This is a genomic window from Planctomycetaceae bacterium, from assembly GCA_039680605.1.
Taxonomy (GTDB): domain Bacteria; phylum Planctomycetota; class Phycisphaerae; order SM23-33; family SM23-33; genus JAJFUU01.
Genome location: JBDKTA010000025.1, coordinates 22,816 through 43,491 on the forward strand (window position 1 = coordinate 22,816; position 20,676 = coordinate 43,491).

General features: G+C 59.9%; 22 protein-coding genes. 17 read left to right on the forward strand and 5 right to left on the reverse strand.

The annotated features are described in order from the left end of the window. The first annotated feature begins 83 nt into the window (after positions 1-83). The 3 genes from ABFD92_07705 to ABFD92_07715 all read left to right on the forward strand — a co-directional run bounded on the left by ABFD92_07705 (position 84) and on the right by ABFD92_07715 (position 1,055). Positions 84-413, forward strand: a complete 330-nt coding sequence (locus ABFD92_07705) for a hypothetical protein (protein ID MEN6504406.1) — start codon at positions 84-86, stop codon at positions 411-413. Next, positions 400-567: a hypothetical protein gene (locus tag ABFD92_07710; GenBank protein ID MEN6504407.1), complete on the forward strand. Its 168-nt coding sequence runs from the start codon at positions 400-402 to the stop codon at positions 565-567. The genes ABFD92_07705 and ABFD92_07710 overlap by 14 nt, the downstream gene beginning before the upstream one ends. A 125-nt stretch (positions 568-692) precedes the next feature. Continuing rightward, on the forward strand, positions 693-1,055 hold the full coding sequence (locus ABFD92_07715; protein MEN6504408.1) for a DUF1580 domain-containing protein: 363 nt from the start codon (positions 693-695) through the stop codon (positions 1,053-1,055). 263 nt (positions 1,056-1,318) lie between these two features. On the opposite strand, the gene ABFD92_07720 is transcribed toward ABFD92_07715, so the two are convergent. Together ABFD92_07720 and ABFD92_07725 are read right to left on the reverse strand one after the other, a co-directional pair. Beyond that, positions 1,319-2,239, reverse strand: a complete 921-nt coding sequence (locus tag ABFD92_07720; protein MEN6504409.1) for a nucleotidyl transferase AbiEii/AbiGii toxin family protein — start codon at positions 2,237-2,239, stop codon at positions 1,319-1,321. Then, a complete protein-coding gene (locus ABFD92_07725) occupies positions 2,236-2,847 on the reverse strand; it encodes a type IV toxin-antitoxin system AbiEi family antitoxin domain-containing protein (GenBank protein ID MEN6504410.1) in 612 nt (203 codons plus the stop codon). The genes ABFD92_07720 and ABFD92_07725 overlap by 4 nt, the downstream gene beginning before the upstream one ends. Positions 2,848-3,290: 443 nt before the next feature. Here ABFD92_07725 and ABFD92_07730 point away from each other — a divergent pair, with 443 nt between their 5' ends. The 8 genes from ABFD92_07730 to ABFD92_07765 all read left to right on the forward strand — a co-directional run bounded on the left by ABFD92_07730 (position 3,291) and on the right by ABFD92_07765 (position 8,348). Beyond that, complete coding sequence (locus ABFD92_07730) at positions 3,291-4,247, forward strand: AAA family ATPase (GenBank protein ID MEN6504411.1); 957 nt, start codon at positions 3,291-3,293, stop codon at positions 4,245-4,247. A gap of 1 nt (position 4,248) precedes the next feature. Continuing rightward, the gene (locus ABFD92_07735) at positions 4,249-5,331 is read left to right on the forward strand and encodes a hypothetical protein (GenBank protein MEN6504412.1); all 1,083 of its coding nucleotides are present in this window, start codon (positions 4,249-4,251) and stop codon (positions 5,329-5,331) included. Then, positions 5,324-5,773 carry a DUF6573 family protein gene (locus tag ABFD92_07740; protein ID MEN6504413.1) on the forward strand — a complete coding sequence of 150 codons (450 nt, stop codon included), beginning with the start codon at positions 5,324-5,326 and terminating at the stop codon, positions 5,771-5,773. Before ABFD92_07735 ends, ABFD92_07740 begins: the two co-directional genes overlap by 8 nt. 305 nt (positions 5,774-6,078) lie before the next feature. Then, positions 6,079-6,258 carry a hypothetical protein gene (locus tag ABFD92_07745; protein MEN6504414.1) on the forward strand — a complete coding sequence of 60 codons (180 nt, stop codon included), beginning with the start codon at positions 6,079-6,081 and terminating at the stop codon, positions 6,256-6,258. Between the two features lie 11 nt (positions 6,259-6,269). Next, entirely contained in the window at positions 6,270-6,566 is a 297-nt protein-coding gene (locus ABFD92_07750; GenBank protein MEN6504415.1) for a hypothetical protein, read from the forward strand. Further along, a complete protein-coding gene (locus ABFD92_07755; protein MEN6504416.1) occupies positions 6,563-7,384 on the forward strand; it encodes an AAA family ATPase in 822 nt (273 codons plus the stop codon). The genes ABFD92_07750 and ABFD92_07755 overlap by 4 nt, the downstream gene beginning before the upstream one ends. Next, on the forward strand, positions 7,381-7,914 hold the full coding sequence (locus tag ABFD92_07760) for a hypothetical protein (GenBank protein MEN6504417.1): 534 nt from the start codon (positions 7,381-7,383) through the stop codon (positions 7,912-7,914). The genes ABFD92_07755 and ABFD92_07760 overlap by 4 nt, the downstream gene beginning before the upstream one ends. After that, entirely contained in the window at positions 7,911-8,348 is a 438-nt protein-coding gene (locus ABFD92_07765) for a DUF488 domain-containing protein (GenBank protein ID MEN6504418.1), read from the forward strand. The genes ABFD92_07760 and ABFD92_07765 overlap by 4 nt, the downstream gene beginning before the upstream one ends. Before the next feature lie 103 nt (positions 8,349-8,451). On the opposite strand, the gene ABFD92_07770 is transcribed toward ABFD92_07765, so the two are convergent. After that, a complete protein-coding gene (locus tag ABFD92_07770) occupies positions 8,452-9,474 on the reverse strand; it encodes a hypothetical protein (protein ID MEN6504419.1) in 1,023 nt (340 codons plus the stop codon). 184 nt (positions 9,475-9,658) lie between these two features. Here ABFD92_07770 and ABFD92_07775 point away from each other — a divergent pair, with 184 nt between their 5' ends. Next, positions 9,659-10,969, forward strand: a complete 1,311-nt coding sequence (locus tag ABFD92_07775; protein ID MEN6504420.1) for a hypothetical protein — start codon at positions 9,659-9,661, stop codon at positions 10,967-10,969. Continuing rightward, positions 10,915-11,751: a ParB N-terminal domain-containing protein gene (locus tag ABFD92_07780; GenBank protein ID MEN6504421.1), complete on the forward strand. Its 837-nt coding sequence runs from the start codon at positions 10,915-10,917 to the stop codon at positions 11,749-11,751. The genes ABFD92_07775 and ABFD92_07780 overlap by 55 nt, the downstream gene beginning before the upstream one ends. Here the strand turns inward: ABFD92_07780 and ABFD92_07785 are convergent. Beyond that, positions 11,686-12,285, reverse strand: a complete 600-nt coding sequence (locus tag ABFD92_07785) for a hypothetical protein (protein ID MEN6504422.1) — start codon at positions 12,283-12,285, stop codon at positions 11,686-11,688. The two genes, ABFD92_07780 and ABFD92_07785, sit on opposite strands and share 66 nt — an antisense overlap. Before the next feature lie 99 nt (positions 12,286-12,384). Between ABFD92_07785 and ABFD92_07790 the strand changes: the two genes are divergently transcribed. Further along, positions 12,385-14,436: a terminase gpA endonuclease subunit gene (locus ABFD92_07790; protein ID MEN6504423.1), complete on the forward strand. Its 2,052-nt coding sequence runs from the start codon at positions 12,385-12,387 to the stop codon at positions 14,434-14,436. 198 nt (positions 14,437-14,634) lie between these two features. On the opposite strand, the gene ABFD92_07795 is transcribed toward ABFD92_07790, so the two are convergent. Further along, a complete protein-coding gene (locus ABFD92_07795) occupies positions 14,635-16,254 on the reverse strand; it encodes a hypothetical protein (protein MEN6504424.1) in 1,620 nt (539 codons plus the stop codon). Between the two features lie 362 nt (positions 16,255-16,616). On the opposite strand from ABFD92_07795, the gene ABFD92_07800 reads away from it, so the two are divergent. The 3 genes from ABFD92_07800 to ABFD92_07810 all read left to right on the forward strand — a co-directional run bounded on the left by ABFD92_07800 (position 16,617) and on the right by ABFD92_07810 (position 20,427). Continuing rightward, positions 16,617-16,817, forward strand: a complete 201-nt coding sequence (locus tag ABFD92_07800; protein MEN6504425.1) for a hypothetical protein — start codon at positions 16,617-16,619, stop codon at positions 16,815-16,817. Between the two features lies 1 nt (position 16,818). Further along, positions 16,819-18,234: a phage portal protein gene (locus ABFD92_07805; protein ID MEN6504426.1), complete on the forward strand. Its 1,416-nt coding sequence runs from the start codon at positions 16,819-16,821 to the stop codon at positions 18,232-18,234. A 207-nt stretch (positions 18,235-18,441) separates the two neighbouring features. Then, entirely contained in the window at positions 18,442-20,427 is a 1,986-nt protein-coding gene (locus ABFD92_07810; GenBank protein ID MEN6504427.1) for a hypothetical protein, read from the forward strand. The last annotated feature ends 249 nt before the right edge of the window (positions 20,428-20,676 follow it).

A 20,676-nucleotide genomic window follows, 5' to 3' on the forward strand; every position in this document is an offset into this window, starting at 1 on the left:
GCGCGCGCGATACGCGCCAGGAGACAATAGGAGATACCGCGGTACTTCGCGGCACCGGCCGGCACTGGTCAAAGGGGCCGGTCATGTATGAGTTCTCGACGGCCCGCAAGCCCAAGGCTGCGCCGCCGCCCTCGGCGCCTCCTGTCGTGCCCGTTTGGCCGGTACCCCAGCCCGTGACGCTGCTGCGGTACTGCCGCTGCACGGACTGCCAGAAGTTCTTCAGCTCCGCCGGCCAGTACTACTGCGACGACTATATCGGCGGCACGAAAGTGGTATGGGGCACCGGTGAGAGGTTCTGCGATCCGCCGCCCGATTCCTGGCACTACTGTGCGGGCTATGACGGCCCGCTGATCAGCAAGGAGGTCATGGCGTGGCCCAAGGGCCAAGAGAGGAGCAGCAATGCAGGCACGTGAACTGGCCAAACTGGTCAAGGCGATGCGGGACAAGCAGAAGGAGTTCTTTCGGGCTCACGAGCCCCAGGTGCTCCAGCAAGCCAAGGCTCTGGAGCGTCAGGTGGATCAAGTTATCGAGAAGGCCCTGAGCGGGCAGGCGGGTCTGTTCGAGTAAGCGCGGCAGAGTGCATTCCAGTGCGTATGACCAAGGCCATTTGGATTTTGAGGCCCAAGATGGCCCACAGCACAGAGAATCATGCCGTATCCGACACAGTCCCCAATGCAACGAAGGGAATCCAGATGAGCATCGATATTATGAAAGACGAGCTATTGACGTTGGCGGAAGCAGCTAAATGCCTGCCCCTGATCAGGAGCAAGAAGATCGCTGTGTCAACATTGTGGAGATGGTGCGTGAAGGGTATGGCCGGCGTCTATTTAGAGTACGCAAGGATAGGCCATCGCATTTTCACCTCCAGGGAAGCAATGAATACCTTTGCACTCGCCCATGCGGTGGTCCGTCGCCACAAGTTCGCCAAGGCAGAGGCAGAAGCCGTTGATGCAGCTTTCACGGAACATCTACGAAAGGACCGCCCCAGGACAGAACGCCAACGACAGCGAGACTTGGCGGAAGCAGACCGTATCCTGAATGAGGCTGGAATCTGATAACAAGCTAGATCGGACCAGTCGAACTGCTGTAACCGGACCTGTCTCAGCAAAGCCACAAAGTGTATCGAAGAGGTCTTGTCGGATATGGCCTTCCCTCGAATGGCAATGCTGAGGCAGGTTCGGCTTGGCGGCGGTGTGTTGGAGGCCGACGAGTTGAGCAGCGGATGCAAGCTGTGGGTCCCTCCTGGCTTGTGAAGAGCGAAACCCCTCAGGGGGAACCACCCCGGCAGGGACTAATCTTTCTTTTCGTCGCCCGGTGCTCAGTGCTGCCACGGTCCCGGAGCTTGCCAGCGTTGAGGCAACCGCTGGTTGTCAGCGAGATGAGCCAAAACTGGACCGAGAAAGGCAGCAACGCCGGCAACAACTTCAACGAAGTTATCCGGGACGCCTGTGGGAGCGGATCGACGCACAAAGGCTGCCCACTGGGCCTGCTTTTCTTCCCGGTGCGCAAACTCGTTACTGAACGCAGTGGGATTGGCCGGAATGGGCGTGTTGCGCCGCTCGAACGTGCTGACGATAGCCTGAGCCAGCGTGGAGCCCTCGAATGCGAAGCCCTGTGCGAGATGCCAGATATCGGCGAAGTCCTTCATGCGACTGTTGAGGACATCGCGAGCGACCATGGCCTGGAGCTTCTCGGCAATCGAGGATTCAGGGCGATAGCCCATCATGGACACGCCAGGAAAATCCAGCAGGCCGGGCAGGTCCAATCGCTGAGGCTTTGGGATCGGCCGGTCGCTAAAGCCAATATCGATCTGGATGGATATCCGGGCGTTGCCCATCCGGCCCGTCAGCCTGACGCGCATGCCGTTGTACTCGGCATCCTCGGTGATCGGCACAGCCGTGACGCTCTGGGCATCGAACACGAGCCCGTCAATCGGCACGTCCTGCGCGGCGACTGCCTGGAACACCTTCACCAGGCTTTCCGCTTCGTTGCTTGTATGCCCAAGCAGGTCGATGTCCATGGTTGGCCGATACATCCGGCCGCTGCCGGTCCACGCCAAAAGGGCCAGTGCCCCCTTGAGGGTGAACTGGCCGGCGAAGGGAGATGAGCTCAGGCGGTAGAGAAAACGCTCCATCGCGAAGCGTTGCTGCAGGTCGTTGTAGGGGCGGCCCTTTTCCTTTGCGATCTTGAGCAGACGGTCGTGGACCGACCGCGCCATGTTGCGGACAGTATCGCTCACAGCATTGCCTCCAGGTACGGCGACATGATGTTCTGCACTCGACAGATTCGGGCGAACTCCAGGAACTCGGCGACGGAAGTGCCCTTGCGATCGCGGCAGAACCTCAGGGCTTCCATCGCCACATCTTTGCCGATCTTCTTGCGGTACTTGAAACAGTCGGCCACGGTTTTGGCGGGGCTGTAGATGCGGACCCTCACACCGTCGATGTCGTGCGTCTCGACCCCCGCCGAGTAGGCCTGTCCGCTGAACCAGTATGGCTGGATGGGCGGATACTCGATCTTGGGGCTGTGCGTGTGGGCCGGAAGAGCAAGGTCCACAGCGCGGGGAATCTGCGTAGTGATGTCATGGAATGACAGGGCCGAGACCAGGCAGATCACGCCTTTGGGCGCGGCTTTGGCGACCACGGCAAGGTCTGGCTCGGCCATCTGGTCCAGTTCAGCCAGCCGGTAGCAGCCTCGGCGCAGCATGGTGACTTCGCCGGCGTCGCGCATGGCGTAAAGCACTCGCGGCTGGATGCCTTCGCGAATAACCTCTGCGGTGCGGAGCATGCCGCCATGATGGCGGAAGATCTCCTTGGCCTTATCGATCTGTCTGGGCGTCGGTCTCATGGTGAATAGTATATGCTTTAGTTATCGGTAACTAACGAATATATTATTCAATACATCCTGCCATTTCTGCTGTCCACCTGCCCGGTAAAATCTTTTCAAATCTTTCACCAGCAGTCGTAACCGAATTCCCCACCACAGCTTAGAAGTGGCATAAATCTTACCGCAATTCCGCTATTATCTTGCCATAAATCGTGCTATGTCATATACTTATATCACTAAGACGGTCCATGCAAGATGGGCCTGCAGGCTGGTTGAAAACAGAATCGCGGCGGAAAGGTGACTGACTCCGAAGGGGTAGCCTTCCTGGCAGAACGTATCCGCAAACAAGCAGAACTGAAAATCCCTCTGGGCCTGGCTGTTCAGGCCTGTTCTTCACCCTAAACAAGCGGCCGAGAGGTGCGCAAACACCCCTCGGCCAGACCATAGGAAAGTGAGCCTTCCCAATGATCGCATCAGAATCTACCACGCACGTTGAGCAGTACCAAGACATATTCAAGCGGTTGGCCGGGGCCATCAATGAGCACCTGGAGCTTAAGCAGGACCTGGACGAATCGAAGGTCCGCGGCATCGTCGATGAGGCTGTCGCGGCTGCGCGGTTGCCGCGGCCGGTGGAAGTCCACATGCCCGACGGCACGGTCAACACGCTGTCGGAGCGGACGCATCGGCAGTTTGAGCAGGTGCTGTCCCTGATCGGTGAAGGGCACAGCAACATCATGCTCGTCGGCCCGGCGGGTACGGGCAAGACCACGCTGGTCAAACACGCCGCCAAGGCCCTTGGCCGCAGTTTCGCATTCATCAGTCTCTCGGCCGGCGTGACTGAAACGCACATCTTCGGCCGGATGCTGCCTCAGTCAGACGGCACCTGGGCGTATGTCGAATCGCCCTTCATCCGCATCTACCGCAACGGCGGTGTATTCCTCTTCGATGAAGTCGATGCCGCAGACGGCAACGTCATGGTCTCCATCAATGCGGCCCTTGCCAACGGGGTGCTGTGCAACCCGGTCAATGGCGAGGTGATCGAGCGGCATGCTGACTGCGTCATTGTAGCCGCTGCCAACACGTATGGCCGCGGCGGCGACATGGTCTACGTCGGCCGCAACGCCTTGGATGGTGCCACGCTTGACCGGTTCGTCCTGTCCAAAATCAATGTCGGCTACGACACCGATCTGGAAGCGGATATGGCCACTGCGGTTGGCTCGAAGGGTCAGGCTCTGGTTGACTGGGTGAATCGCCTGCGTGACCGCATTGCGGATAACCGCCTCCGCCGCATCGCCTCCACTCGCCTGGTCGAACAGGGCGTCAAGGCACTGTCGGCCGGAAGAACGCTGGAGGATGTGAAGAGCCGGTTCTTCCAGGACTGGTCAGCGGATGAAAAGTCTAAAGTCGGCGAGGAGGCGTAACATGAACCGGGAATTACTTAACAATCTGCGACAGCGTTACGCCGGCGGTGAAAAGGTCACGGCCCTGGCCAAAGAGGCTGGGATCCCCTGGCAGCGGCTCTGGGGCCTGCTCAAGAGCGGCACCCAGCAACAATCGCGGCAGGAATCCCATCAGGAACCCCGCCAGCAGCGTCGTCAACGCCGCCTCAAGAATCGCCTGCACCGCAGCGAAGGGCAGGTCACTTCGCAGAATCCCGTTCACCGGGACAGCGACGGCATCGACCGCATCACGTTCGATTCAGTCGGCGAGGCTGTGATCGATGCTCTGGCCGATTACGCCCAGAACGATGGCAACCGCACCTTCATCGCAGGCCGCATTGCCGAACATACCACCGGCCACGATGCATGGGCCAATTACTACACCCGCGACAAGCTGCTGGGCTCGATTGCCAATCCGCCGCGGCACTTGCTGGATGCGGTGGAAGACATGCGACGGCAACTGGTGGATGAGATTAGTCCGCCCGTCTGCACGCGCCGGCGTGTTCGCCGCAATCAGGAATGGGGCGACGAACTGGAGGCCGAGTCGGTTCTGGTTCGTAGCCTGACGCCCTGGGAGCGCATGACTCGGGAAACCCAGCCCCGCCGCTCTGTCACCATCGGCGTAAACCTCACGGTCAACGCCGGTCAGCGGTCAGAACATCTTCTGTGGCGTGGCGCCGCGGCGGCGGCTTTGGCGGACATCCTTACCCAGCGCGGCGTCAATGTCGAAATCGTCGCTTTCTGGACGATCAGCCGCATGAGCAGTGAAAGCCGGATGGTGGTCAGCCGCTATGTGGTCAAGCGTGCGGACATGCCCATGGATCTGGGCAGTGTGTCGGTGGCCCTGGCGGAGATCGCCTACTCGCGTCTGGTGGCCCTGTACGGGCTGGCGCGGCACGTTCCCGGTGTCCTCGATGACGGCATGGGCTGCTGTGAGAAGCTGCCCGCGCAGGACCGCAGCGGCATCGATTATCTGGCCGAAGCGGACATCACCAGCCGCAGCGCCGCTGAATCCTGGCTCAAACAGTCTGCCACGGTGCAGGAAAGCGGGGTGCTCCATGTTTAAGCCCATCAAGCCCAGTAAATCCGGCCATCTGCTGGATGCAGAAACGTGGGACGCCCTGCGGAAGGCAGGTGTCCCTGAAGACCAGCTCAGTGCCGAGCAGCCCTTTGGGCCAGTGATCTTCGCCTACACGCGTGCTCAGGCCATTGAAGATGGCGTCTTGGTGGACGTGACGGCCCTGGCGCGGCGGGCGGGGTTCACCATCCACACCGCCATCACCTGCGGCGTCGTGGCTGAGGTGACGGAGGGCATGAGCGACGAGCGGATGAAGCAGGCGGCCCTGTTGGCTGTCCTGCAGACCCTGCGCGACTGCATCCGCCGCAGCCCCAATGCCAACACCGATCGGCTTGAGTTCGACGTGGCCCACTGGAAACTGTGGGCCCACGTGGGCCCCGGCGATGACGCTGCGCCGGTGCTCACGATCATGCTCATCGGCGAAGATTGAGGTCAGAGCCCTCTGAAATCAGATGCGCACTTCCCACAGTCGCATGCAGTGGTCCAAGCGCAATGGTGACCGCTGTCTTCAGGAAAACCCCTGACTGTGATCAGTGAGCCGCATTCAGGACACTTTTCGTCAACCTCATACCCGTTCTGGAACAGCATCAATGCCATCAAGACTGCACGATGCAATTCTGTAGTCCCAAGACGGGTTGCCTCTTGGCGGAAATTCGACATGACAGGTTCAGTTGGTTTCACACAAGCAATTTTACCCATTCTGGCTTCGACAGCCAGGCACAAAAGGAATACCCCATGATCGTAATCGTTGTACGCGGCGGCATTGTGCAGGGCGTCTATTCGGATGAGCCCGAGGAAGACGTCGTTGTCCTGGACTTCGACAACGCCGCCTCTGATCCGGACTCGGAAGTGACGCCCGAGCAGATGGAAATTGAACTCGAACAAGTGGCCCGCGACATGCACGCGGTGCTTTAGGAGTATTGACAATGGCAGACAATGTAAACATCGAAGCAGTTGAGCGTAATCAGGACCGGGCATCATGCGCCCAGGCCGCGGTCGAGGCCTACGCCGGCCTCAAGGTCAACAACACCACCGATATGTGGGACTTTGAGTCCGAGTCCCAGCAGGAGCGGCTGACGGACCTGCTGAGCGACCTGCGGCACTGGGCCTGTCAGAACGAACTGAACTTTGACGAGTCGGTTCGGATCTCCGAGAGCCACTTCAACTGCGAAGTGGACGAAGAGGCCGAAGTGGAAGAGCCGGAGGGAGGTGATGGCCAATGACGTCGATAGACCAATCACTCCTGGACACCATCCGCCAGCGCCGCACAGCCGGGGAGAACTTGGCAGCCCTCGCCCGCGAGGCAGGTTTGACCTGGCAGCGGCTCTGGACGCTGCTGTATCCGGCAGAGCATCTCCCCACGCTCCAGCCATCAGGCACCGGCGCCCTCACGGAAAAGTACCGGCCCACCAGCCTGGACAGCATCTGGGGCCAGGATGAGGTGGTGACGTTCCTGCGGAAGTTCGCCGCGGCCCCTTATCCCACAGCCATGATCTTCGAGGGCGAGACGGGCACCGGCAAAACTTCCGCCGCCCTGGCACTGGCCGCGGCACTGGGCTGCGACATGGCCCAGAAGGAATTCGGCGGCGTCCACGTGATCGCCTCGGGCGAGCAGACAGCAGAGGCCGTGCGGGAAACGACGCGGCTGATGTGGAACCGGCCGTTCTACGGCAGCGGCTGGAAGGTCATCATCGTCAACGAGGCGGACCGGATGCACCCGGCGGCCGAGACGATCTGGCTGGACCGCCTGGAGGCCCTGCCGGCAAAGACCGTGGTGGTCTTCACCACCAACTACGCCGGCAAGCTCAGCCAGCGCTTCCGCGACCGCTGCACGGGCCTGACGTTCCAGTCGGACGCTCAGGAACTGGCCCGCTCGTGCAGGCAGCTTCTGTCGGCGATCTGGAAACGCGAGACAGGCAAGAGCCTGCCGGCGAGTTCATTCAGTCACATAGTTGACCAGGCCACGTGTGACGGCCGCCTGAGCTTTCGTCGGGCGGTGCAGTTGCTGACAGTGGCCTTGGCAAAGGAGTCCTTGGTATGACCATGAGTACGAGCGATTCGACAATTGAACGTGTGCTGCTTTGGATGGTTAGCGGCCTGGCCGGCACTGACCTGGAAAGCGCATGCATCGCAAAGCTGGACGTTGACCCCTCGCAGGTCAAAGCCGTGATCGCCGAGGCGCGCAAGCGCCTGACCCTGGCAGCCGAGTACAACCGCGACGAACTGCTGGGCACGGCCCTGACACGGCTCAATGATCTCTACAGCCGCTGCATCCGCGCAGGCGTCGATGGCAGCGGGCCGAACCTCGCCAAGGCCCTGGACGTCCAGCGGGAAATCAACCGCCTCACGGGCCTGTACCGCCAGCCCAGCCTGTCCGGCATGGACAGCGCTAGCAGCGAAGCGGCCGAAGAGCTGGAAGCCGTGAGTGAGTACCTGACCCCCCTGGCACTGACCAGCCAGTCGTACCCGCTACGGGAACATGCCCGTCTGGCGGCGCAGAAGATCGCAAGCCTTGAAGCCGTCGCGGCATGTGAAGCGGCCCCGGCCTCACAGACAGGAGACAATGAATGACCATCTACACCCTTGGATATACCGGCTGGAAACTTGAAGCCGTTGAGGCCGCCCTGGACAAAACCAACGGCCTGCTCGTGGATGTGCGCATGATGCCCCGGTCGCGCAACCCGATCTGGAACTCGGGCTCACTGGCAAAGCGGCTGCCCGGCCGCTACCAGTGGCTGCGGCAGTTCGGCAACCGCAACTACAAGGCCGGGCCAATCGAGATTGTGAACTTCGAGTCCGGCGCTGCAGAGCTTTTGCGCGAAGTGGCTGGCAGCGGCCGCTCCCCCGTGCTCTTCTGCGGCTGCGCGGACGTGAACATCTGCCATCGCAAGATCCTGGCGGAGTGGTTGGGTGGCCTCTGGCAGGCGGAAGTGGTACATCTGACCAACGAGCCCTTGACAGCCTCCGAGAATGGAGGGGTGAAGGGCCAGCAGAAGCTCTTCTGATTCATGCGCCGCCGGTGTTTGGGCACGCTGACCCACCAGGTCAGAGGACGTGGCCCGCAGCCACGGCGGCGCTGTGCGGAAATCCTTCTTCGTTGCTAGAGTTTCATGGGCTCAGCGGTTCACAAGGGTGCTTCTCGTAATCGATATAGCGAATCTTCCCTGAGTCGTCATGGAGCCACGTCATGGTCTGTCCCTCTGTGGGATACAGCATCTCGTATGGGTAGCCAGTATAGAACGCGAGGTACTTCGCATAAACGGCTTCATCCCAATCACAGAAGTATGGTTTGGCGCTCATGCCACCCAGTGGCATCTGGCGCACCTCGTGAGGGGACTTCTCAATGGTGATGTACTTCGGTGTGCGGGTTGCAATCGACGAACGATAAGAGAAGTGCGCGCAGACCTCGCGGAACTGCAGGGGGTGAAGAGGAAGATCCCTGATGGCTTCATATGCCTCCGCGTACCCCATCTGCGCCCCGCCATCACCCAAGACCCCAATGATGCCCACGGTGCCCATGCGCATGGCTATGAACATGGTCTCGATGTTGTCGCAGAAATCCCACTGCAGACGCAGGTCTTTGGGCGCTTGGCAAGAAAATGTGTAGATGGATCCGGGAGTGAAGTCCACCAGTTTCACCTTCTCTCGTGCTTGCTGGAGAAAGAAAAGGTGTGTTTCGTATTGCCGTAGCATCTCCGGGGTCGCGATGGTGAGTCCGTCTATCTGAGTTCGGTCCAGAAGCAGGGAGAGCTCGCGGTACAGAATTCCGTAGAATATCTTGCCGAGCCATAGGAACAACGTATTCGGCCCGAGCTGACGCACCGCCCCGGCGCCTCTTGGGACAGCGCCGGACATTGTTACCTCGATAGGTTGAAGGCGGTACTTATTACATTCACCACAGCATGGGACGGTCAGCAAGCGGTAGGGAATATTTGTCCCATTAAGGAGAACAAGCCGCTGATCCCATAGTTCAAATCGCTTCTGCAGCCACTTCGGAAAGACATGCTCGGACGTAAGATCGACATCATCGAAGTGATTGGCGCAAAGGAAACAACATGAAGGATCGAACGCGCGTCCGCGCAATCGCTCTGTCAGCGTGCGAAGATCACTGTCTGGATCGACGGGCTTCATCTCCAACCATCGAACCTCATATTACAGGTCTTGTTTGCAGACGGACTTGAACCCAAAAGAGAGTACCACCGTGGGAGAGAGGCGGCAAGCGTATCTGCAAGTAGTGTCGTAGTAGGAACGTGGGCCTTACGCACGCAGTCTCGCCGCGTCCATAGGACGCTTGACACCGGCAGATAATGGCAGCATGTTCATCGGGTCCATCAATCGGTACATGCGGGCCGTGCTGGAGACGGCGGCGCAGCAGTGGCGCGGGCTGCCAGTATACGTCGCGTGCAGCGGCAACTTCACCGTCGAGCGCATCCTCGCGCGCTGCGGCGTCGGGGCGATCCACTCTAACGATGTGTCGATCTACTCCTGCGCCCTGGGCTGGCACCTGGCCGGCAGTGAGCAGGCATACAAGGTCAAGAATCAGGATTTCGCCTGGCTGGGAGAGTATCTGGCGCCGGGGCCGGCGACCATCGCCACGCTGCTGCTAACGGGGGAGATGCTCAAGGTCGGCAAGGATAACGCGTATGCCCAGCGGATGCGGGAGCAGTACCGGCGCCGCTGGCCGGAGCTTCATGCCACGACCGTCGAGCGGGTGACGAAGGCCCTGGCCGGGCTGCCCCTGGCGTCGTACTTCGCCGGCGACTGCCGGGAGTTTCTGGCAGCCGCAGATCGCGATGCAGTTTGCATCAGCTTTCCGCCCACGTACAAGGGCGGGTACGAGCGGCTGTTCAAAAAGCTCGACAGCGTCTTCGAGTGGTCCAAGCCCAGCTACCAGGTCTTCAGCCCCGAAGATTTCGAGCAGTTCAGCCAGAGCGTCCGCAGCTTCAAGCACTGGATGATCTCCAGCGACTCTGAGCAGCCCGCCCTGGCCGGCCAGCACGTCGCCACGGTCCAGACTTCCCTGCGTAGTAAGCCGGTGTTCATGTACTGCGATTCCGCTCCTGCGCGCTACGCGGCCGCCCGTCAGCAGATCGGCCAGAACCCCTGGGCACCGCGGACCGACGAAGTGGTCGAGCCTATCCAGGTGGTGCAGATCGATGCCAAGACCATGAACGCCATCCGCAGCCTGTACCTCTCCCAGAGCATCATCGTCTGTGACGCCCCGCGCAACTATGCGGTGCTGTCGGACGGCAGGCTGCTGGGGGCATTCTCGTTTGCTCTGCCGCGGGGTCCGCTGCCGTGCGATCTGTATCTGCTGTCGGATTTTGCCGTGCGGCCCACGCCGCACAAGCGGCTGAGCAAGCTGATCCTGGCCTGTGCCGTCAGCAGCGAGGTCCGGGCCGATCTGGAGCAGTGGCTCTGCGGCCGCATCCGCACCATCGGCACCACGGCATTTACGCAACGGGCGGTCTCCATGAAATACCGTGGACTGTTCGAGGTCCATAATCGCAGCGAAGGGAAGGTCAATTACCTGGGCGCCGCCGGAAGGTGGTCCTTGCAGGAGGGTTTTGCATGGTGGAAAGCCAATCACAGCCAGTCGATAAGCACAGCGCCAGCTCCGCAGTAAACGAGAAGCTGTCCGGCTCCAGCCTGCGCGTGGCGATGGTGCCCATCGCCGCCTGCGATCTGCTGGAAAAGAACGCCCGCTTCATGCGGGTCGAGCAGTACAAGCGGCTGGTGGAGAACATCCGCCGCGACGGCTGTTTGACCAGCGTGCCCTTCGCGATCCGCCGCGGGGAGCGCTACGCCATCCTCTCGGGCAACCACCGCGTCAAGGCCGCCCACGAAGCCGGGCTGGCGGAGATCATGGTGCTCTACACGGATCGGGAACTCACGCGCGCCCAGCAAGTGGCCATTCAGCTTTCGCACAACGCCATCGCCGGCCAGGATGATCTGGCAATCCTGCGTGAGCTGTACGACGAGATTAACGATGTGGCGCTGATGGAATACTCGGGCCTCGACGACGTGGTCCTGGACCGGCTGAACCCGCCCAGCCTGGACCCGCTGTCAGAGAAGGGCCTGGAGTACCGGATCGTCTCGATTGCATTCCTGCCCGAGGAGGTCGAGCGAGCCGAGAGACTCTTCGCCAAGGTGCTGGAGCAAGCCACCGGCGACGTCACCTGGATCAACCGCTATGCAGATTATGACCGGATGCTGGATGCCCTCACCGCCGCCAAGGAACAGGCTGGGATCAAGAACACCGCGACGGCATTCGGGCTGCTGCTAGATCTGGCGGACAAGCACCTGCAGGACATTCCGTTCGGCACAGGAGAAGGTCAAGCCTTAGATGAAGGTGTCGTAGGCGCAGTTGACGTCGATCTCATGCTCCCCTCCAAGACTGTCGCGTAAGACGAATTGGATCGGGCGCTCTTTATGTGAGCACTTACCAGAGATCAATGGTGTCGGAATGACGATTGTGGTGCTGCCACCGTGCCCTTCTAACGTGACTGGTAACTGCTTAAGCAACGAAATGCATTGCTTGGATCCATTATCAGCCTTTACGAAAAGATCCTGCAGAGTCAAAGGCTGGGCCCCTTCCTTCGCGCAGACAAGGTTGACAGATTCCAGAAACAAACCGCGATCCGTCTTCTGGCGGGTCTTACGAATTGTTATTTTCAGACCTCCCTTTTCCATTGTTTGTTGATCGCGCTGTATCTGTCGATGGAACTCCATAAACTTGTCAAGTTGGTTCACCTCAAATGCTTCCTGACGATCCTGCAACTGCCTCTCGAACTCTTGCTGGGCTGCAAGTTGTTGCTGCCGGAAGACATTCTGCCTTCTGTCCTGCTTATACACTTTGCACAAAGCCCATGCTGCCACTACAGCCGAGACAACAGTAGCACCCGCGCGAACATTCTCTGCCAACGACCATTCAGCGAGCATGGCGGCCTCCCAGCAATTCCGATCAGATCCCAAGCTTGACAAGCCAAGACAATAAACAGCATGAGCTTTTCGCACCAACGAGACTCATCAGCTTACCATATGGCCAAGGACCGCGCCAAGGCGCGCTCGGCGGCGATCACACTGGCTGGGCAGGATATTGCCCCGATCCCGTCCCCCAAAGATGCCCGGCGCCGGGCGCGAGCGGATCGGGACTTCAAGTTCTTCTGCGAGACGTACTTTCCACACATCTTCACGTTGGCGTGGAGCCAGGACCACCTGCGCGTGATCGGTAAGATCGAGCGCGTGGTGCGATATCGTGAGACGCTGGCCGTGGCCATGCCTCGCGGTAGCGGCAAAACTTCCCTATGCCTGGTGGCAGTGATTTGGGCGATCCTCTCGGGCCAGCACGAGTTCGTATACCTAATCGCCAGCGCCCAGGAGGCAGCACTGTCGATGCTGGCCAATATCAAGAGCCACCTGGTAGGCAACGAACTTCTCCTGGCGGACTATCCCGAGGCTGTCTATCCCATCCGGATGCTGGAGGGCGAGGCCCGCCGTTGCACCGGCCAGCGGTACTACGGCGTGCCTACGCGCACCGGCTGGGGGATCGACGAGATCATCATGCCCACGATCCCCGGCAGCCGCTGCAGCGGATCGATCATTCGCGTCAGTGGTATCACGGGCAACATCCGCGGGGCCCTGCACGTGCGATCCGACGGAACGCAGGTGCGCCCGGGTCTGGTGGTCTGCGATGACCCCCAGACGGACCAGTCAGCCAACTCGATGCTCCAGACCCACGAGCGGCTGTCTATCGTCAATGGCGCCGTCAAGGGCCTGGCCGGACCTGGCCAGCGCACGGCCATCATCATTCCTTGTACGGTTATCCAGGGCGGCGACATGGCGGATCAGCTTCTTGATCGTCAGCTCAACCCGTCCTGGCACGGGGAACGCACGCGGCTGCTGTACAGCTTTCCGGCCAGCGATGCTCTGTGGAACGAATACGCCCGCATCCGCCACGAGAGCCTGCGCTCCGATGGCGACGGCCACGAGAGCACCGAGTTCTACGACGCCCACCGCCAAGCGATGGACGAAGGCGCCGTGGCGGCCTGGCCGGCGCGGTATCTGGCCAGCCGTGGCGAGATCAGCGCCATCCAGCACGCCATGAACCTCAAGCTGGACAATGAGCGGGCGTTCTACGCCGAATACCAGAACGATCCGCTGCGGCCCAGCGAACTGCGCAAGGATCTGCTGACGGTGGCGATGGTGTGCCAGAAGACCAACGGGCGGGCGCGCAGCGAGGTCCCTCTGGCGGCCACGAAGCTGACGATGTTCATCGACGTGCACAACAAGCTGCTGTACTACTGCGTCTGCGCCTGGGGCGAGGATTACACCGGGTATGTGGTGGACTATGGCACCTTCCCCGAGCAGACCGAGCGGCATTTCGCCCTGGAGACGTCCAAGCGCACCCTGGGGCGGGCGTTTCCGGGGGCAGGGCCGGATGGGGCGATCCAGGCGGGGCTGGAGAAGTTGGTGACGACGTATCTGGCCAGAGACTTTCGCCGCGGGGCCGGCATTATGCGGATTGACCGGCTGGTGGTGGACATGGGGTACAAGCCGGGGCTGGTGGCGGCCGTCAAGCATAAGGCCGGCGGCGCCACGATGATGCTGTACAAGGGCGTGGGCATCCGGGCTGGGCACAAGCCCATGAGCAGCTACCGCCGCCGGCCGGGCGAGATCCACGGGCACTACTGGTACGTGCCCAGCGTGGCCAAGACCACCGAGTTCCCGCACGTAGCGGCGGATGTGAACTACTGGAAGACCTTCACGCACAACGCCCTGGCCGCCGCCGCGGGCGACCCCGGCAGCCTGACCATCTTCGGCGAAGCCTCAGAATCGCACAGCCGTAACATCCAGCACGAACTGTTCGCCCAGCACATCGCCGCCAGCGAGACCTGGACAGAGACCCAGGGCCACGGCCGCTTCGTGCACGAATGGTCGCTGCTGCCCAGCAAGCCGGACAACCACTGGTTAGACTGCCTGGCCGGCTGTGCCGTCGCAGCGAGCATGGCCGGAATACACGCCCCAGGACAGCAGGCAACCCCCGGCCGCCAGCGAAGACGATACACCCAGCAAGACCTCAGGAGGCGATGACATGGACGCAACTCAGGCCAAACCCGCCGATAGCCGAAAGAAGCTCCCCCAGTCTGATAATCGCGGCCTGGAGTGCCGTCATTGCGGCTGTAAGCACTTCCGTGTCGTCTACACTCGTCCCACCTGGGGTAATCGTATTATACGGCGACGCGAATGCCGCCAGTGCAGACGACGGATGACTACATGGGAATCTTAACATCACAACCGTGCAACGCCTATTCTTTGCATCAGATCCTTGACCTCTTTTATAAGGGCCTCTGGCGGATTCTCACTAGCGGCAACTGCGATAATTCTCTCGACTGGAACCAAAAGCGCATATAGCTTTTTTGAACGGAAAGCCTCCGCTATCCTGCTCCAGTTCTCTATGAGGTTCTCAGCCGTCACAAATACACAAGTATTGCATACTTGCTCATTCTTCTTGAGAACAGCACTATACCTGTCTGCGTCTCTAGTTTCGATAGAAGTCATTATTGGCACGAACAAAACCCTTGCACGTACACCGCGTGTTTTTAAGATACGTATGTCGTGTTCAACCCAAAAGTGACTACCTAACTTACACTCCTGAAGCGATAAGCCCGGGAGAAGTGATATCGCCTTTATGGCGATGTCACATATTTCTGTTGTGGAAGTTACTCTAGTGGGAGAAATACGTTTCAGAGCATTTACTTCAATATACATCTTCAATAGCATTTCTTCGACGCGATGCAGTCCCTCAACTGCCTCCACAAAACGATCTATGGTCGCTGGATTGCTGCTAACATGAGTATTCAAGTATGTCTCAATGTTGTTTAGTATTTTAAGGAAGTCGGAAAGGCGCAACTTGTTTCGAACCAGATCCTGACAAATGGATCCGATCCTAGAGTAATGTTCCAAGTACTCGGGCGTCTTCCTATCCAGGTGCCCAACAAGATGCACCAGATTTCTAAAGGGAGCCATATGACCGCACCCCATCCAGGCACCATAGTAAGCCAAAATAGCCGAAGATGAATGGTGGACACATTCACGGGCAGCATATAAAGATGCGGCGATGTCCCTTTGCCTGTACTCGCGAACGTCGCGTGCATGCACGGCAGCCTTACTGTGATCATAGAGTACTGCCTCGTATTCAAAGACTTTTTGAATCAACCATGGATGAGGCGGCTGCAACGCCAGTTCTTTCACCAGCAAGAGAAGCGCGTCATAGTGGATGCGATACAGATGAAGTCCTTCAACGGCAGACATGATTGAAGCGGCTATCTGTGTCTCCTCATTGTTGGGGAGGAATGGTGCGAACCGGGCAAAACCGGTTTGTGGAAGAATCAAGTCAATCATGTCATGAAGAAGCTTACTTCGGACATATTCGGAGTCAAAAACAGTAATGCAACCATCTGGATAAATGACCTCAACATGGTAAGTGCAGTTGGCATACGTTCTTACATAGCTGTCGCCCCATACCTGTGTCTTTTGTTTGTCGTACTCATCTGATTCGAGTTTGTGAAGAACTGCCGAAACTGCCTTTCTGATATCGCTAGTCGTAAGTAACGTCTGGTTTGAACGAATCAGGTCTGAACGTAGCACGTCGAGTACATCCATCGCAACAGCAACAGGAATATCTAGCTTGACTAGAGAGGAAATGAGCCGTTCACAGGAAAACGGCCGATTCTGATCAGAAGTTTGGGGTGAATCAGGAAACATGGCGTTAATCTCATCGTCAATGGCAGCAAACTTGTTGCGCATTGCCACCCAAAGCTCTTTGAGATGAGCAGCCGAAGGGACTTGACCCTGAATATTTATGTCCCGGCCAGCTTTTAAGTTGTTATTGCCCTTGATGTCATCCATCCCTAGCTCCGATATCGCGCCCGGCAAAAACGTTCCTGTTACCTGTTACATTCGAAGTGTTCTTGATTTTGAGAACTTGTGATGCGACGAAGAGTGAGACCAGCAGGGACGCTATTGAGCAAGCTCCCGCGATGACAAAGAACGTGTCCATGAAAAGCCCTTTCAGAAGAGGTTGAAGAGACTCAATCACGATTATAGGGTATTGGCTGAAAGTTCGCTCGTCAAGCACCTTTCCTATGTCCATGGGTGTAACTATCTGCTCGAAAATCAGTTTTCCCTTTCTTCGGCTGTTGAATTGCGGGCAATAGCTCTTTAGAAAGTGGATGATTTCTCGAACAGATGGAAGGCAAAGAGTGGTCCGTATGTCAGATGAACTAACGATCGCAATCGAACAGAGCGCTCAGGGCCCCAAGCAGGCCAGCGTCGATGGCGTCAGCACACAGCAGCACTCGCTGATCGAGCAGATCGAGGCGGACAAGTACCTGGCTGGCAAGGAAGCGGCGTCGCGTAATCCTGCCAAGGCCTTCACGCGGGTCAAGATTGTCCCGCCTGGGACGGTGTAACATGGTCGCATGGCCCTGGACAAAACGTGTCAGTTCCCGCGTGCGGACGGCCGTTCGGGTCATCCGCGCCAAGTTTGATTCGGCGCAGACCACGCCGGATAATCGTCGCCACTGGGCCAACGCCGATGGCCTTTCAGCGGACACTGCCGCCAATCCCCAGGTACGGCGGATCGTCCGCAACCGCTCCCGCTACGAGGTCGCGAACAACTCCTACGCCCGCGGGATCGTGCTGACTTTGGCCAATGACGTCATCGGCACGGGGCCGCGGCTGCAGATGCTGCTGGATAGTGCCGACTCCAATCGCACCATCGAGCAGGAGTTTGCGGCGTGGGCACGCGCCATCGGCCTGCCCGAGAAGCTGCGCACCATGCGGATGGCCCGGGCGCAGGATGGGGAGAGCTTTGCGATCCTGTCCAGCAATGAAGGCCTGGATGGGCCGGTGAAGTTGGACCTGCGGCTGATTGAGGCCGATCAGGTGACCGCGGCCATGTCGCAGCCGGTGCCGGGAAGCGTCGATGGGATTATGTTCGATGTCTACGGCAACCCCAGCGAATATCTGGTGCTCAAGGCGCACCCGGGCGGCGGGACTGTATCCTCTGGCGCCGAATGCGACCGCGTGGCAGCGGCCTCCATGATCCACTGGTTCCGCGCGGATCGGCCCGGCCAGAGCCGCGGCCTACCGGACATCCTGCCGGCGCTGCCGCTCTTCGCACAACTTCGAAGATACACCCTGGCGGTGATTGCCGCGGCCGAGAGTGCAGCCAATATTGCCATCTTCATGAAGACCAACGCTCCGGCCGGCGGGGAAGCCGCCGAGGTTGAGCCCATGTCGGAGATGGAGTTCTCGCCCAACATGGCGGTCTTTGGTCCGGAGGGCTGGGAGCCTTCGCAGATCCGGGCAGAACAGCCCACCACCACCTACGATATGTTCAAGCGGGAGATCCTCAACGAGATCGCCCGCTGCCTGAACATGCCCTACAACATCGCCGCGTGCAACAGCAGCGGGTACAACTATTCGTCGGGGCGCCTTGATCACCAGACGTACTACAAATCCATCCGCGTGGACCAGGCCCATTGCGAAGCCGTCGTCCTGGATCACATTCTTAGCGCCTGGCTCGCGGAAGCGGTGAAGGTCTTTGGTCTGGGGGATCTGTCGGACACCTCGCACCAGTGGTTCTGGGATGGCCATGAGCATGTGGATCCCGCCAAGGAGGCAACCGCTCAGGCCCAGCGTCTGGAGAGCAACACCACCACCCTCGCCAGCGAGTATGCCAAGCAGGGCAAAGACTGGGAAACCGAGCTTCGCCAGCGTGCCAAGGAAGTGGCGATGATGAAGGAACTGGGGCTGACGGTGGTCCAGACTGCGCCTAAACCCACTCCGGTGGATGAAGAACAGCAGCAAGAAGAGGCGGCGTAGTCTATATGCGTAACGATCTGCAGGCTGTGGGCATTTGCCGCTTGCAGTATTCCAGAGTGGGTGTAATTTTGCGAAAGACAACCTGACCGGGCGGCGCGGCGACTGATCCTCGCTGCGGATGCCAAGAGAACCAAGGCCGTGTGGGGCCACACACTCACGCGGCCTTTTCTCTTGGTCGCCTGGGCAGGCTGCCAGAAAGAGTCAAGGATGACTGAACCCAAGAATATTTCTCTGACGGCGGCACTGGAGATCGATCTTTCCGCGCAGGCGTCTACCCCCGACGCGCCGGCCCTGCCGCGATTCAACATGGTCGCCTACACCGGCGGCACGATGCGCATTTCCGGATGGCGGTATCCCCTTGTGGTGGATCTGGCCGGCCTGGCGATTCCGCGCCAAAACGCCCCGATCCGCGAATCCCATGGCACCCGAGTCGGCCATGCCGAAGCGATCCGCGTCGAGAACGGCCAGCTCATGGCCAGCGGCATCATTTCCTGCACGGGCCAGACCGCCCGCGAGGTGGTCGCCGACGCCAAAAATGGCTTCCCCTGGCAGGCGTCCATTGGGGCGTCGGTCGAGCAGTTCGAGTTCGTCAAAGAGAACCAAACCATCTCGGTCAACGGCCGGGACTTTTCCGGGCCCATCAACGTCGTGCGTAAGGCGACGCTGGGCGAGATCAGCTTTGTGGACCTCGGCGCCGACGGCAACACGTCCGCCAGTGTCGCCGCGGCTAAGGAGAAGATCATGGACGAAGTTACGAGCACCAGCACTGCGACTCCCACGGGCGAACAGGGCAAGGAAGCCCAGCCCTCTACTGTCCAGGCGGCTGTCGGCACGGACGCCGGCGCGCCTGGCATTGTCGCGGCGGATCCCGTCGCCGACATCCGAGCCAAGGCCGTCGTCGAGCAGGAGCGGATCATCGCTATCCGCGATGTCTGCGGCGAGAAGTTCCCCGAGATTGCCGCCAAGGCCATCAAGGAGGGTTGGGACGTGACCAAGACGGAACTGGAAGTGCTCCGTGCGCAGCGCCCCAAGGCCCCGGCCGCCCATATCCCCGACAGCACCATGTCCGGCAGCGTGCTGGAAGCGGCCTGCATGCTCACTGGCGGAATGAAGGGTGATGCCATGGTCAGCAGCTATGGCGAGAAGGCCGTGGAAGCTGCCGAAAAACGATTCCATCGCGGCATCGGCCTGCAGGAGCTTCTGCTGGAGGCGGCCTGGGCCAATGGCTACGACGGCCGCAACTTCCGCGACAGCCGGGCCGTGCTGCGGTTCGCCTTTGGCCTGGGCATCCAAGCTCAGGGCTATAGCACCATCGATATCAGCGGCATCCTCAGTAACGTCGCCAACAAGTTCCTGCTGGAGGGGTTCTTCAGCGTCGAGCGCACCTGGCGGAACATCTGCGCCATCCGCAACGTCAGCGACTTCAAGACCATCACCAGTTACCGCCTGATCGGCAACGATCAGTACCAGGTCGTGGCCCCCGGCGGCGAGCTCATGCACGGCACCCTGGGCAACGAGTCCTACAGCAACAAAGCCGACACCTACGGCCTGATGCTGTCCGTCGATCGGCGCGACATCATCAATGATGACCTGGGCGCCATCACCACGCTGCCCCGCAAGTTCGGCCGCGGCAGCGGGCTGAAGATCAATGATATCTTCTGGACCATCTTCCTGGCCAATAGCGCCTTCTTCACCGCCGGCAACAAGAACTACGTCACCGGCGCCGACACGGTGCTGGGCATCGACGGCCTGAGCAAGGTCGAGAAGGCCTTCGCTGACCAGACCGACAGCGACGGCAAGCCCATCGGCATCCAGCCGGCGATCATGCTGGTGCCCACGGCGCTGAGCGCCATGGCGACCATGCTGTACAAGAGCCTGGAGATCCGCGACACCACCGCCAGCACGAAGTACCCGGTGGCCAATCCCCACCAGAACAAGTTCCGCGCCGAAGTCAGCCGCTACCTGTCCAACGCCAGCTACAGCGGCAACAGCGAGAAGGCCTGGTATCTGCTGGCCGATCCGCAGGACCTGCCGGTGATCGAGGTGGCGTTCCTCAACGGCCAGGAATCGCCCACCATCGAGACGGCCGATGCGGACTTCAACGTCCTGGGCATCCAGATGCGCGGGTATCACGATTTTGGCTGTGCCCTGCAGGATCCCCGCGGCGGCGCCAAGAGCAAGGGCGAGGCTTAAACGGTTGCTTCTTCTTCGTCGGAAGGGCTTGTCGGCAGGCGTTGTAGCCGACCCCAAGGGAGCCTAATGAACCTTGCGTTACAGACAAGGCATTCGCGATGAGCACCGAGCACAGAGCGGCCCTTGTATTCCGTGGAGCCGTAAGTACCGGTAGCTCCAAGCGCACGAGAACCACACTCCGGGCAACGCCATTGCCAAAAGGCACAAAAAAATGAAATCGCAACACCGATTGCAAGCAGAAGCGCAACG